Genomic DNA, 14,541 nt, shown 5'->3' on the forward strand with positions numbered 1-14,541 from the left:
TGGGCGCGAGCCCAAGTGTTGATCGTCCAACATCAGTGTTGCTTAGCGGCGGAGGGGGTAGATAGTGGCCTATGTCGAGTCATTCACCGCGACTTCGGCCCACTGGGGAGTACGTACTTTGGTTACAATAATTCCTAGACTTTGGTCCAAGATTCCCATTGTTGAGCGATCGATCTCAAGCCAGTTCCTGATCGTCTCGGGTGTGGTTCTGTGCCTGTTCATGACCGTTCTCGGCCAGTGGGTCACGCAACAGGTGAAACACTCCGTTCTGACCACTTCAGGTGCCCAAGCCAGTGAATTCATGCGCGGATTTCTCGAGCCTTTCGTGCAGGAGCTCGAGCCCGATGGGTCATTGACACCTGAGAACCACGCCGCGCTCGACCAACTGTTCATTGGGACGCCGCTGGGCAGGACCGTTGTCTCCATCAAGATCTGGCGCGAAGACGGGCTGGTACTCTATGCGACGACCAAGGACCTGATTGGCCAGAAGTTCGTGTCCACCGACGTCGCACAGGCAGCCCAGGGCAACTTTGTGGCCGAATATGAGGACTTGATCAGCCAGGAAAGTGCCTACGAGCAGACTTTGCCCATGCACCTCATCGAGGTTTATGGACCGCTCTACCAGGAAGGCACCGGCAAAGTCATGGCTGTCGGAGAAATCTACGAGAATGCCGATGCCCTGGCGGCGGAGCTTTTCCAGAGCCAGGTCACAACCTGGCTGGTGGTCGGGGCCTTCACCCTCATCATGATCGGCGTCCTCTACCTCATCGTGCGGCGTGGGGCCGCCACGATCGCGGCACAACGTACCGAACTGGGCAATCGCTACGAGCAGGCCAATACTCTTGCCACCCAGAATGCGGCGCTCCGCGAGGCAGCTGAACTCAGCCGTCTCAAGGCAAGCGAGGCCAATGAGCAATTTCTCGCGCATATCGGTTCGGATATTCACGACGGCCCCATCCAGGTGCTGACCCTGTCAACACTGCGCCTCTCTTCGGCGATCGACGATCCACCGGACGAAGGCAGGGAGGCCCTTGAAAAGGAAGTCGACGAGGCCCTGCACAGCACCCAGGTTGCACTCACCGAGTTGCGCAACATCTCCACCGGCCTCAGCATGCCCGAACTCGACAAGCTGAGGCTCGGAGAAACTGTTCAGCTCGCCATCGACCGGCACAAATACCTGTCCGGCGACGATGTTGCCTTCACCGGATCCGCGCTGCCCAACGGCGTGCCGGAAGCGCTGAAGATCTGCATTTTCCGCGTCATACAGGAGGGGCTCAACAACGCGTCCAAGCACGCACCCGGTGCCCGCAAGACAGTCAGTGTTCACGCAGACGCGGATCGGATCACTGTGGAGGTTCAGGACAATGGTCCCGGGATACAACCAAACCTGAATGTAATCAAAAGCCGATCGCAACTCGGCCTTTCTGGCATGCGGAACAGAGTGCAGGCGCTTAGCGGACAACTGTCGGTCCTGTCCGAACCAGGACAGGGCACAAAAATCCAAGCGATCCTGCCGCTCGACCTCCGGAAGCCGCCGGACTAACCGTCCAGGTTCCGGAATTGCTGTGCCGCAAAAACGACCTCGATCCGGTTGCGTGCATTCAGCTTGGTCATGAGCCTGCTCATGTAGTGCTTCACCGTCTTTTCACTCAGGTTCATGGCGTCGGCGATTTCTCGGTTGGTTCGGGCCTGCATGAGGTGACCGACGATTTCCTTCTCGCGCGTACTGAGCTTGATCGCGAGCTTGTCCTGAGTCTCGCGGTTGCGCAGTCCGCCGAGTACCTGCCCGGCATACTGCTTGGTGATATACATCTCCCCGCGCATGACAGCGTCGATTGAGTCCGTCAGATCGCGAATGCGCCCACCTTTCAGCACAAATCCAGTGGCGCCTGCATCAAGCGCCTTGAGCAAGTAGTCCAGCCCGGAAAAGGCCGTGAACACCACCACTCGGATACTGGAAAACTGCTGGGATATCTGGCGGATTGCGCCGAATACATCCCCCGGCATCGACAAATCGGTGACCAGAACGTCAGGCTTGAGACGTGAAGCGATGTCTATTGCGGCGTCAGCATTTTCGCCCTGCGCAACGATCTCAAAATTCTTCTTGTGCTCGAATATTTCCGACATTCCGCGCAGAAGCATCGGATGGTCATCTACAAATGCAATCCTTATCAATTTCGCCTCCCCCTCCACTGAGACGGTCTATGAAGGCCAGCCAATTTTGGTCACAATGCCATCTTGAGACGAGCCAGATGAGACCACCAAAATAAACGGCAACATTACTGACATGCATTTCGGTATTGTAGCGGCACAATAATCGAACCTTCCCGACAAGATCGCAAGTGTGGAGAAGAACTATTAATTTGCATGGCTCACCGGCACACTGAGTAGCCTGAGAGTGCCTGTATGCGACTTGTCGGGTACCGTTTTCGTCAGTCGCCAGGGAGCGAGCGCCATCTCGTCCCCGTCATATATTGGCTGGCGGGTCGGAGACCGACACGACCTCTGTCGCTCGTTTCGTCGAGCATCAAGTCCGCTTTTAGTAAGGTGTATTATGTGTCTGAACGGCCGGAATCGGGCGCTTGGCCATCGGTCTGAACCCGATCCCGCTTTTAGCTGCAGCAATTGTAATGCAGACTGTCTTCCCACCACCCCCGGGACCCAAGCCGTTCAGGGTTACCACGCCTGGATTATCTGATCCACTACGGTGTCTACACTCATCGCTGAAGTATCCAGCCACAGCCCCACGCGTGGCGTATCTGCCTGCAGTGCCTCAGCAAGGATATGGGGTGGAAAATGTTCCCCGTATCCCGTCTTCTGCCGCTCTGCATCACGTGCAGCAAGCGTCTCCACATTTGGGTTGAGCACGACGATGCGCGGGTTGAGATCTGCCAATGCTCGCGTGATGCGTATGAAGTCGGCACCAATCAGAATGTCTTGATATACGGTGGTAAATCCGGCACCAACGAACCGCCGGACCGCATCCATGGCGATATCCTGTCGAAGATGCAGCTGCTCTACCGCATCACGGCTGAGCGCCGGGCCCATTGCCGCTCCGCCCTTGGCAATCATGCGTAGGAATGCGTCGCCGCCCACGTGAGCGGATTTTTCAAAACGCTGAACCAAGGCTTTGGCGATTGTAGATTTACCAGCCGCCATAGCACCGGTGATCACATAAAGTGGCGCTCTCATTGAGGTTCCTTCTGGCATCGCTGAGCACGAATCGTAGAGTTCGCCTCATTGTTGAGGTGGGACAGAGCGATGTTCGCGGACGGCTGCACCAGCCTGCCCTCCGGACAATCTCGCCTGCGAGCGGACTGTCTGCAACCCGTCCCAAATTGGTCGCTTGCTCGCCTGCAGCGCGATGTCCGCTTTCGGTAGTTCGCCAACCCTCGTCCGATGGCCGGAATGGGGCGCCTTGCTGCCGGACGTCAGTGCATCCGATCAATCCTGCCGCCCTTCGCATCGAACCTCAGGATGGCCTGCTCGCTCGCCTGAAGCACGACGGCGTCGCCGTGCTTGATCACTGATGTACCGGGCAGACGGGCGATCATCGGCTCTTCCAGACCGATATCCACGTAAATATACGATTCCGAGCCCAGATGTTCCGTACGCAACACCCTGCCCGCCCAGCCTTCTCCACCGGACCTGACCGTCAGATGTTCTGGCCGCACACCGATGGTCGAGGCATGAAATCTTGCCGCATGTTCACCGACGAGTAAGTTCATCTTGGGCGAGCCGATGAAACCTGCGACGAACAATGACGCGGGCCGTTCGTAGAGGTCCAGCGGCTTTCCAACCTGCTCGACCCCACCGGCGTTGAGCACCACGATGCGGTCAGCAAGAGTCATGGCCTCGACTTGATCATGAGTGACATAGATCATCGTGGTGTGGGGGAGCGATTGTTTTAAGGTCGCAATTTCAAGGCGGGTCTGTACCCGCAAGGCCGCATCCAGATTGCTCAACGGTTCGTCAAACAGGAAAACCTTGGGATCCCGCACGATGGCGCGGCCGATCGCAACACGCTGGCGCTGGCCACCCGAAAGCTGTCGCGGCAAGCGGTCCAGCAATGGCTCGAGCTGAAGCTTGCGCGCCGCGTCGCGCACCTTGGAATCAATGTCCGCTTTGCTCAGTTTCTGGATCTTGAGCGCATAGGCCATGTTGTCGAACACGCTCATATGCGGATAGAGCGCATAGGACTGAAACACCATGGCAATGCCGCGCTGGGACGGCGGCACATTGGTGACGTCCTTGCCACCAATGTTCAGCGTGCCACCGCTGACAGTCTCCAACCCCGAAATGCACCGGAGCAGGGTCGACTTGCCACAGCCGGATGGCCCGACGAAAACAACGAATTCGCCGGACGGAATTTCCAGATTTACATTCCTGAGGATGTCGAGGGCGCCGAAGCGCTTATCGAGATTTCTGATCGTCAGTTTGGCCATGAATGCGGCTCCGGTCGGCCTAGCGGACGAACACGGCCTTTTCGGTTTCGCGTTGATCGAAGAGACGGAAGGCGGTTTCGGCTTCATCGAGCCGGAAGGTGTGGGTCGCCAGCCGCTCCAGGTCGATCCTGTGCGTCGATAGGGTGGCGAGGATGTCCTGGTATTCGTTGATGCCGAAATACCAGGAACCGAACACGGTCAGCTGCTTGCGGATGAGCTGGTCGCTGGGGCGGATGGTGGTCTGGGCATTTTCGCCTACAAAAGCCATCCGTCCCAGGGGTGCCAACGCATCGAGTGCCATATTGTGCGCGGCGGTATTGCCCGAGCAATCGATGGCGCCCGTGAGCCCCTCGCCGCCGGAGAACTCCCGGATGGCCTGCGCCGCCTGGGGATCGGTGGGGTCCAGCACCAAGTCGGCGCCAAGCTTACTGGCAAATTCCCGTCTTTCGGCAATGGGGTCGAGGGCAACGACCTGCCCTCCCAGCGCCTTGGCCGCGAGCACGCCGGCCGATCCCATGGGGCCGAGACCCCAGATGCCGATGCGGGAGAGCCCGTTGACGCCGACCTTGCGGCAGGCGGAGAACAGAGTGCCGAACGCGTCGGTGGAGATGGCAGCAGCCACAGCGGACATGTGGCCCGGCACTTTCAGCAAATTACGCGCCGGCACCTTGATGAACTCGGCATTGCCGCCATCATAAGTGAAGCCGAGACACTTCCACTTGGGGCAGAGGTGCATGTCGCCGCGCCGGCAATGGGCGCAGACGCCGCAGCCGATGGCGAGGTAGACGGCGACGCGATCACCCACGGCAAACTCGGTCACCGCTTCGCCCGTGGCGACAACGGTGCCTGCCGGTTCATGGCCGCAGACGAATCCCCCGGTCGCATCCCCTCCCCCGACGACGGCATTGCCGTAATAAAGGCTGAGATCGCTGCGGCAGATGCAGGAGGCATGCATTTCGAGCAGCACGTCGTCCGGGCCAACCTCGGGCACGGGGATAGAGCGGATTTCCACCTGCTTGTTGCCGGGCAGGAAGACGGCTTGCATCTGGGACACGGAATTTCTCCTGTTACTTGACGGCGCCGGCGGTGAGGCCGCGCACAAAGGATCGCTGCATGGCGAGGAACAGCACGACGAGGGGCGCAAAGGCGATCAGACCTGCAGCGGCAATTCCGCCATAGTCGACGCCGTAGCGGCCCTGGAGGCTGGCCGCCCCCACCGTCAGCGGCTTGAGACTTTCGGTCTGGAAAACCACGAGCGGCAGCAGATATTCCTGCCAGGCGAAGAGGAAGGTGATCAGCCCCAGGGACATGAGGCCGGGCTTGACCACAGGCACGACGATGGTGAGGAACATCTTGAACAGGCCGGCGCCGTCCATCACCGCCGCCTCGATAAGTTCGTCTGGCACGTCCTGCATGACGGTGCGCATCATGAAGACCGAGAACGGCATCAGCAGCGCGGCCTGGGGCAGGATCACGCCGATGCGGTTGTCGATGAGGCCAAGGGCCTGCAGGTTTCCGTAAAGCGCCACGATCACCGAAGGCGCCGGGACCACGAGGCCCGCGAGGAACAGGCCGAAGAGCACTTCGCGGCCCCGAAAGTTCATCTTGGCGAAGGCGAAGCCGGCCAGGGGCGCCGTCAACACCACCAGAACGGTGACGCTGACCGCGGTGATAACGCTGTTCATGAAGTAGGTGGCAAAGCCCGCTTCGCTCCAGATGCGGGCAAAATTGGCGAAGTTAATCGGCCAACTCAGGGTCAGCGGTCCGGAAAACAGGTCGGCCTCGCTACGGATGGCAGCCAGGAAGACCAGGTAGACCGGCACCAGCGCATAAAGCGCGAAGACCAGGAGGATCAGGTTCTGAACGAGGCGGGTACTTTTGGTCATGGCTTCCTCAGGAGGGCGAAGGCGCCGGCACTGATGGAGAGAACGATGATGAGCAGCACGACCGAGAGAGTGGCGGCGTAGCCGAAGTCACCGACGAGGAAGAAGGTCTTGTAGATGTGGGTGGTGAGCACTTCGGTGGCGTATCCCGGCCCGCCCTGGGTCGTGACCCAGACCAGGTCGAAGAAGCGCATGGCCTCGATGGCGGCATAGAGCCCGAGAAACAGGGTGGAGCCGCGCAGCAGGGGCACGGTAAGATCGCGGAACTTGCGCCACCAGCTGGCTCCATCGATCGAGGCGGCCTCGTAAAGGGCAGGATCGATCGACTGGATGGCGGCGAGGTAGATGATCACGCAGAAACCGAAGAAGGTCCAGGCGCCCACGACGTTGAGCGAGAGCAGCGCAGTATTGTCCTGGGCCAGCCAAGCGCCGGCCAGCCCGCCGAGTCCAACCGCCTCGAGCCCGAAATTGAGCAGGCCGAAAATGGGATTGTAGATCCAGCCCCAGATGATGCCGGCAACCACCAGCGGGATCGTCCGAGGGATGAAATAGATCGCGCCCAGCCAGCGCACGACATTGGCGTTGCGCTCGGCCAGGATGGCGGCGATGACCAGCCCGGCAAGCAGGGGAAAGGCCAGGGTCAGCACCACCCAGATGGCATTGTGCCAGAGCGCGGTCCAGAATACGCCGTCGCCGAGCAGTCGTCCATAGTTGGCGAGCCCGATGAAGTCACCGGCAATGCCATTGTCCCAGTCGAAGAAGCTGAAGCCGAAGACCTGCAGGATGGGCAGGCCGACGAACAGCAAATAGAGGGCCAGTGAAGGCGCCAGAAACAGATAGGCGGATCGGGTGGTCAGCATGGCGCACTCGCATCATGGACGGGGGAGGCGGGCTCCCATGAGAGCCCGCCTTCGGGGAGCAAGGGCGGTCAGGGCACCCAGCGCTCGCCGTTGTCGATGGCCGTCTGCCAGGCCGTATCCATCGCGCCGAGGAACTCATCGGCCGTGGCATCGCCGCCAATAAGGCGCTGCAATTCGGCGTAGAGCACTTGGGTGACGCTTTCGGGCAGGGTCGTGTGGAGGTCGTAGAAATTGGCGTCCGGCGTCGCGAGGCCCTGTGCGTAGAACGACTTGACGATGGGCAGTGCGTCCCACTGCTCGAGTTCCTCGGGCGTGGTGCCAATGGGGACAAGGAAGCCCTTTTCAACCCAGACTTCGCGGCTGGCCGGCGAAATCAGGCAGTTGATGTAAGCCGCGGCAGCGTCCTTCACTTCCTGGCTGGAATTGGCCGAGACCTGCCATTGCGAACCTTCGCCCCACATCGTGCCGGGCGCTACGCCATCGGCGACCGGGGGCAGCATGAAGACGCCGAGATCGAAGGAGGCGCCCCGGGCCATATCCTGGAGCACCCAGGTGCCGGTGATGGTCATTGCGGCGCGACCGGACAGGAACAACGCATTGGCCTCGTCATAGCCGATGCCATTGAAGCCGTTGGGGAAGTAGCCGTTCTCGGCCCAGGACTGGAAGGTTTCTGCCGCCAGCTTGAACTGCTCATTGGCCCAGGGCGTGTCGCCGAAAAGGACCTCTTCCTCCACGGCCTTGCCGGCCGAAAGGCCGAGCAGGAGGCTCAGCGTATTGGTGGCCGGCCAGCGGTCGCGATTGCCGAAGGCGATAGGCGTAATGCCCTTTTCCTTGAATGCTTCGGCCGCGGCCTGGAATTCGGCATAGGTGGTGGGCACGGCGATGCCGTTTTCCTCGAACAGTGCCGGGTTGTAATAGACCCCCATCAGGTCCTGCTCCATGGGCACGCCATAGATGGCGCCCTCGAAACTGTTGCGACCGCGATAGAAGTCGTTGATGCCCTCCCAGCCATACTGCTCATAATAGTCGTCGAGCGGCGCCAGTGCGCCGACCCGCGCATAGCCGGCCAGCACGGATGCGGCGGGCCAGGTGTAGGCGAGGTCGGGGGTCTTGTTGGCCGAGACGGCGAGGCGATAGCTGTCACGGATGCCGATCGAAGGTGCAATCGTCCGCAGCACGGTGGCGCCACCAAGATCGGGCTCGCAGGTGCCGATCAGCTCGTCCATTGCCGGGCCGGCGGCGGTAATGCCGGCCATGGCGAACTGATCCCATTGCGTTACGACGGTCTGTGCCGTGGCGGTCTGGATCGAGACGCTGGCAGCCAGGCCGGCGGCAAGCAGGACGGGCAGCGAGCCGCGGGGTGAAAGTGTCATAGTTTCCTCCTTCTATGAGCAGCGGTGATGGGGTGTCGGCGCTTCAGGCCAGCAACGAGCGGATGTAATCGTGGGCGCGCCGGGCCAGGTCGTCAGGCTCCACGTTGCGGCGGTTGAACCCGATCTCCATGGTGAGATAGCCGTCGAAACCCTCGGTCTTGAGGGCATCGAGCAGGCTCCGGTAATCCACGACACCGCTGCCGGGCGGTTCCCGGTTCACGTCGGCGAGATGGATATGGGTCAGGTCGCGGCCAAGGCGGTGCACGTAGTCGGTGGGTACTTCATTGCGGTAGAGCGTATGGAATGTGTCGAACATCGCCTTGACGTTTGGCAGGGCGACCTGTCCCAGCATCGCGATAAGATCATCGCAATCGTCGACGAGATTGCTGTCGGATGCCGTGGGTTCGACCGCAACGGTGATGCCCAGCGGACGAGCAAATTCGGCGATTTCGCGCAGCGCGTCGCGGCTCCAGGCCCAGGCCTGCTCGCGGCTGGTTCCATAGACCTGCCAGCCGGCAACATAGAGCAGCGTCTTGCCACCCCATTCCGCGCAGAGTTCGGCGACCTGCTTGTACTGATCGATGGCGCCCGCGCGCTCCAGCGGATTGGCCGATGCAACATTGAAACCTGGACCGCCCCCGGGAGCGGGGAGCATGCTCGAGACGGCCAGGCCGTTGTCGTCAAGGACCTGGCGAATTTCGCGGCGGCGTTCCTTGGTCAGGTATTCGGGATAAGCGTGCGGGCTGGCAGCGCCGATTTCGATGCCGTCATAGCCGATGCGCGCGATGCGCTTGATGACCTCTTCGAGCGGATAGGCCGGCACCCATACCGGGAAGCTCGAATAGACCCACGTGTTGAATGCCAGTTTCAAAGTCTGTCCTCCTTCAGGCAAGGCGGTCTCATCCCGGGAATCGGTGATTTCCCAAGTGGACCCGGCGTTCTGCGCGCCGGATGTGCTTTGCGTTTGTTCCTATGGCTTACGGTACGGCATCGCGTCGCAACACCCGCAAAAATGTCCAGATTGGATAGATTTGCGAGCCCTGGGGCATCATGCCGGGTCGAGACCGCGCATGACCGTTTCCGCGCGGCTCTGTGCGCTGTTCAAGGCTTCGGCGCGGCTCTTTCGGCCGCTGAGCATGTCATGGATCTCCTCTCCGGCTATCGTGATCAAAGCTGAAATGCCGGGCACGGGAGGGCGCGGCCATGCACGCAGCACGCCCTGGCGCGCAATGGTATCGACGATGCCGATGACCGGCGACATTGCCTGCACTTCGGGATCGCGATTGACGCTGAAGCGCGGGCTGGCAAGACTGCCATTGGTCATGAACAGCTTGGCCGCGCTTGCCGATGTCAGCGCTGCGAGCGCGGCCCAGGCTGGTGCAATCCGGTCTGGCGCTATGTTGCTCGGGATAGCCAGGGCGTAGCCGCCCAGAGGTGAAATCGGCCGGCCGGCTAGCCCGGTGGGCTGCGGCAGATAGGCGGTTTTTCCGTAGGCTGGCGAACTTGCATCCCGCTCGAAGAGGTTGACGAGCAGGGTATGCGCATAGGCCAGGGCCGTATTGCCGCTGGCATAGGCGCGCGCGCGATCGTACCAGGTCATGGAAAGGATGCCCGGCGGCGACACTGCAAGGAGGGATTGCAGATAATCGGCCGCGGCGTGGGCTGCATCGCTGTCGAACATCGGACGCAGGTGAGCCTCCGTCATGTCCTCGGGCCGAAAGCCATCGGCCAACCGCTCCAGGTTGACGATGGGCTGTCCATGGGCGGCCATGGTCACCATGAATGTGTGCCCAAGAGCGGTGCCCCGCCCGCCATTCCAGGCAATGCCGAACCGGCCGCGCTCGGGCGCATGCAGGGCCCTGGCGACGGCAAGCGTGTCCGCGGTGGTCCGTGGCGGCGCAAGGCCCGCCGCTTCGAGCAGGTCCGTCCGGTAAACGAGAAGTTCGGCGGTGCTCAAAAGGGGAATACCGTATTGATGCCCCCTTCGGCGGGCACTGGCCATGGCATCGGGCAGGAAATCGGAGACATTCAGGTCCGACTGGACGATGAGATCATCGAGCGAGCGCAGGCGACCGCGCCGGACCATGTCGCCGAACCAGGGCAGATCGCAGGCGATGATGTCATAGGCAGAGGCCGGACGTTGTCCGTTCTGGACAATTTCGGCACGCAGGCGGTCGATAGAGAGCGCCTTGGACTGGATCGGGACACCCAGGATCATCTCGAACTGGCGCTTGAGCGTGTTCATGGCCATGAATGTCGGATCCGCATGGACCAGCAAGCGCAATCCGCGCGGCAGAGCCAGCTTGTTTTCCAGCACAGTGGGCGGCGGGATGACCGCAGCGATGTCGGCGACCGGCTTTCGCACCACCCCGCCGCTATCGCCGCCGGCCTGCTCGATGAGGCGGCGCGTGTGTCCGGCAAAGAGCTGCCAGCGGCGCAGTAGTTCCGAAGACGGATGCAGCGAAAAGGAGCGGCCCGTCGTCGTGCGAGGACGCCGGACCAGGATGCCCTCGGCGATCAATCCCTCGATCGCCCTGAACGCCGTGCCATAGGTCAAACCCGACGCAGTAGCCAGGGAAGACATCGTCGTCAGCCGGCCGCTGACATGATTGCGCATGACATGCAGCACGATGCCCATGTCACGCGTATCGATACGCAGATGGTTGATGCTGGTATTGCGCAGACCATCCACGAACTCGATGGTCTGAAGCATCGCCACGTTGGAAGCAGAGCGGTCAGGAGCCGTATCCTGAGCCTCGTAAGGGCCTTCGGGAAGCGCTTGGGCGCGGTCAGGCTTCTGCCCTCGAGGAAATCTAGCCACGCCTTACACCTGGTTGTGCCGTCAATGCCCGGTTGGCCGTGGCGGCAGCACCGCCACGGCCAGTCTGTCAGGGCACCGGCCGCAGTTCGGCCTCGGTCAAGATACGCTGGGCATCTTCGGGGAGCAGCCATCCCTCCGCAAGAAGCTTGTCGACCGAGGCACGCACCTTGGCCACGTAGTTCTGGTGCGCGCCGACAATGCCGTAGAGCTCGTGCAGCTTGGCAGTGCCGAAATCGATCTGGTGCCCAAAGGACCAGGCATAGGGCAGGCCTTCGACGGCAGTTGCGGTCTCGATATAGGTCGCAGTGGGCACATCGAGATAGGGACTGCGAACGCCGCCCAGAACATTGCCATGTTCGTCCTTCTCGAAGGTGAGCGGATAGACCGTTCCAAACAGCGATGTGCTCTCGCCTTCGGTCGTGGCGATGGGCTCGGCCTTTGGCGGGGCGACGCCGTCGATCACCCATTTCTCGAGGTTGGCGTACATGGCCGGCTCGAAGTACTGGCGCGGGAAATGGTTGGCAGTGGTTTCGGCACCGCCATATTCATAGGCCACCTGGGTTGGCAGATCGCCGGCTCGCTTGATCGCTTCCGGATCGGGCTGGTAATTGGTGATGAAAGCCGGACCGTGCGGGGCGCCGGCGATTTCGTAGATGCGATACCCGGCCTTCGGATCGTCGCTGTCCTCGCGCCGCCAATCATAGGAGCCGAGTAGGAAGACATCTCCCTGGGCGTCGGCACGAATAAACGGCACATGCTCAGCCGGCAACTGGCCGCGCGGATCGTCGACCGGCATGGCCGTGACGCATTGACTGATCGGAACGGTGCGGCCTGCACCGGACGCCGAGAGGAAGCCCTCATAGACCGGCGAGCCGTCGGCCAGTACGGCAGCATTGGCGAAGTTGTTGGCGTAGGTATTGAGGAAGAACCCTGTCTGGGATTCCCCTGTACCGAAGACATGCTGGACATCATAGCCGGCCAGCGGCGCCTCTTCGGAAGTGTCGCGCACCAAGGCCCCGACCTGGCTGATCATGTCCCACACCAGGCCATTTTCGTAGAGGCGTGACAGGTTCTCGTCATAGCCCTCCTCTCCTGGCAGGAGACCACACGCCTGCTCGGAGGACGGCAAGGGGTTGGCCATGGACAGCCGGCCGTAGCGCTCGGGGTCAATGCGTTGGAGCGAGGCAATAACGTTGGGCTTTGCGGTCATCGACACCCAGATGTCGCCGTCCCGCATGACCTTGTCCTGGACAACGGGCCACTGCACCTCGACGTCCCATCCGCGTGAGGGATTGTTGAGCTCGACCCAGACCGTACCGCTGAAATCAGCAGCCTCCGCGGGACGCCGGACCACAATGCGCGTGGTATAGGGCGCGTCGGCGGTCGCTACCTGCGGCTCGGCTGCCGTGCCGTCGGCGCCCCAGTCGTAGACATTGGCCGTGCCGGAAACCAAATATTCCTCGATTTCATAGCCGTGGGCTTCGAGGTCCGTGCCGCCGGTCGTGAAGATGGTTGACGCCTCGGTCACGGGGATGGGGCCTTCGACACTGGGAATGGCCGTTTCGGCCAGCGCAGAGCCCGCGAGCAGCAGTGCGATGCTGCTGGTGGAAATCACGGCACAGTGCCGCAAGCGCCGTTGCAATCGGAACGGGTTGTCTTGCATAGGTATCTCCTCGGTTTTTGGTGTGTGATGCGCGCTCTTCTCGGTCGCGCATTCACGGCTGAGGCGATCGGACACCGGCATGCCTGCCAGGGAATCCGGATCCGATCGCCCGGTCGTCAAGCGGATGTGCATCCGCCTGCATGGACACGGCCAGCGCAGCGCTAGTCGCGGTCGAGCAGGTCGAGTTCGATTGCTTCGGCCATGGCTCTGTATCCGGCGTCGTTGGGGTGCAGGTTGTCACCCTTGTCGAAGGCCGGCAGGACCTTGCCCGGGTTGGCGGGATCCTGCACGACCTTGTCGAAATCGATGACGGCATCGAACCCACCGCCGGTGCGGATCCAGTCATTCACCGCAAGGCGAACTGTTTCCTTGTCGGGATTGTAGAAGCCCTCCAGCGGGCCGCCGGCAAAGGCGTTGTCGAAGGGCGTGAGAGTGGCGCCTATGATACGGATGCCGTGGTCATGGGCGCGGGCGATAATCTGCTTGTAGCCGGCGATGATATCCTCGGCCTCGGGGGCAACCGCCTTGGGGTCGAGAACTGAATCGGGCCAGCCGATATCGTTGATCCCCATCATGAAGATCACCGTTTCCACCTTGGGATGGCTCAGCACGGCCTCCTCGAAGCGGGCGAGAGCATTGGCTCCCATGCGATCGGCCAGGACGCGCTGACCGGAGATGCCTTCGTTGAGAACGGCTGTCGGGACGCCGCCTGCTTTCTGGAGGCGTTCCGCCAGGATGTCGGGCCAGCGGGTATTGGCGTCCGCAGTGGACCCGTCACCATCAGTGATGGAATCGCCGAATGTCACGATGGCACGCGCGTTTTCCGGAGCATCGACGGCGATGGCACTCAGGAAAAGCCGTGACAATGTCGTATTGTCCGTCTCGATCTCAACGTCGGCTGTCTTGTTGCCGGCGACGATGTAGGCGGTCTGGCGGCCGTCGCTGTGGACGGTCGATGTTGGCGTGACCTCGGGAAAATAGAGGCTGACGGCAACCGAGCCGAGAGCGGGCACGTCGAGGTCGACGGCATCGCTGACGACTGCGGCGCCGGCGGGAATGGTGATGGAATCCTGGCCGCCGAAGGTCAGCTTGCGGTCGCTGCCGTCCTGGATGTCTGCGCCTTCATCATGGAGGGCGACGCGTGCCTCGCCGACAACCATCGGCTGGTCGCCATATTCGTTGGAGAGAGTGATGCGGACCTGCGTGCCACCGAGGGAAACACGTGCGACCTGTCGCACCGTCTGATCCCAAAGGTTGCGTGGATAGCCCAGCGGGGCCAGAAAGTCGGGACCCCATACCGGCTGGGGCGCAGCAGCCCAGGTATCGATCCACCCTTGGGCAAAGGCAGTGCTTCCGCCGGAACTGATGCCCGCAGCCAGAGCCAGGGCGAGTGCAAATTTCCGCCCCGCCGTCCTCCAGCCACTCCCGGCGCCTGTTGCGGCGCGTTCGCCCCTCCCTTGGGGCAATACGGACGTGTCGTCACGCATAGATATCTC

Annotated in this window: 12 protein-coding genes; 1 reads left to right on the forward strand and 11 read right to left on the reverse strand. The window is 61.7% G+C overall.

Annotated features, from left to right (window positions below):
- The first annotated feature begins 64 nt into the window (after positions 1–64).
- Positions 65–1,543, forward strand: coding sequence for a sensor histidine kinase (locus MQW79_RS09710; RefSeq protein ID WP_476584297.1), 1,479 nt, complete (start codon positions 65–67; stop codon positions 1,541–1,543).
- Here the strand turns inward: MQW79_RS09710 and MQW79_RS09715 are convergent.
- From MQW79_RS09715 to MQW79_RS09765, 11 genes are all read right to left on the reverse strand, one after another.
- Positions 1,540–2,175, reverse strand: coding sequence for a response regulator (locus tag MQW79_RS09715; protein ID WP_476584298.1), 636 nt, complete (start codon positions 2,173–2,175; stop codon positions 1,540–1,542). The genes MQW79_RS09710 and MQW79_RS09715 overlap by 4 nt on opposite strands.
- A 501-nt stretch (positions 2,176–2,676) precedes the next feature.
- Positions 2,677–3,192, reverse strand: a complete 516-nt coding sequence (locus tag MQW79_RS09720; protein ID WP_476584299.1) for an AAA family ATPase — start codon at positions 3,190–3,192, stop codon at positions 2,677–2,679.
- A 239-nt stretch (positions 3,193–3,431) separates the two neighbouring features.
- The gene (locus tag MQW79_RS09725) at positions 3,432–4,445 is read right to left on the reverse strand and encodes an ABC transporter ATP-binding protein (RefSeq protein WP_476584300.1); all 1,014 of its coding nucleotides are present in this window, start codon (positions 4,443–4,445) and stop codon (positions 3,432–3,434) included.
- A 19-nt stretch (positions 4,446–4,464) separates the two neighbouring features.
- Positions 4,465–5,490, reverse strand: coding sequence for a zinc-binding dehydrogenase (locus MQW79_RS09730; RefSeq protein ID WP_476588210.1), 1,026 nt, complete (start codon positions 5,488–5,490; stop codon positions 4,465–4,467).
- 22 nt (positions 5,491–5,512) lie between these two features.
- The gene (locus tag MQW79_RS09735; protein WP_476584301.1) at positions 5,513–6,331 is read right to left on the reverse strand and encodes a carbohydrate ABC transporter permease; all 819 of its coding nucleotides are present in this window, start codon (positions 6,329–6,331) and stop codon (positions 5,513–5,515) included.
- Positions 6,328–7,188: a carbohydrate ABC transporter permease gene (locus MQW79_RS09740; RefSeq protein ID WP_046141053.1), complete on the reverse strand. Its 861-nt coding sequence runs from the start codon at positions 7,186–7,188 to the stop codon at positions 6,328–6,330. The genes MQW79_RS09735 and MQW79_RS09740 overlap by 4 nt, the downstream gene beginning before the upstream one ends.
- Before the next feature lie 68 nt (positions 7,189–7,256).
- The gene (locus tag MQW79_RS09745; RefSeq protein ID WP_476584302.1) at positions 7,257–8,561 is read right to left on the reverse strand and encodes an ABC transporter substrate-binding protein; all 1,305 of its coding nucleotides are present in this window, start codon (positions 8,559–8,561) and stop codon (positions 7,257–7,259) included.
- 43 nt (positions 8,562–8,604) lie between these two features.
- Complete coding sequence (locus MQW79_RS09750) at positions 8,605–9,432, reverse strand: sugar phosphate isomerase/epimerase family protein (RefSeq protein ID WP_476584303.1); 828 nt, start codon at positions 9,430–9,432, stop codon at positions 8,605–8,607.
- A gap of 177 nt (positions 9,433–9,609) precedes the next feature.
- Positions 9,610–11,382 carry an ABC transporter substrate-binding protein gene (locus tag MQW79_RS09755; protein ID WP_476584304.1) on the reverse strand — a complete coding sequence of 591 codons (1,773 nt, stop codon included), beginning with the start codon at positions 11,380–11,382 and terminating at the stop codon, positions 9,610–9,612.
- Positions 11,383–11,449: 67 nt separating this feature from the next.
- The gene (locus MQW79_RS09760) at positions 11,450–13,045 is read right to left on the reverse strand and encodes an alpha/beta hydrolase domain-containing protein (protein WP_476584305.1); all 1,596 of its coding nucleotides are present in this window, start codon (positions 13,043–13,045) and stop codon (positions 11,450–11,452) included.
- Positions 13,046–13,206: 161 nt separating this feature from the next.
- The gene (locus MQW79_RS09765; RefSeq protein ID WP_476584306.1) at positions 13,207–14,532 is read right to left on the reverse strand and encodes an SGNH/GDSL hydrolase family protein; all 1,326 of its coding nucleotides are present in this window, start codon (positions 14,530–14,532) and stop codon (positions 13,207–13,209) included.
- Between the last annotated feature and the right edge of the window lie 9 nt (positions 14,533–14,541).

It is taken from the genome of Devosia sp. Micro-HW1 (assembly GCF_056341075.1).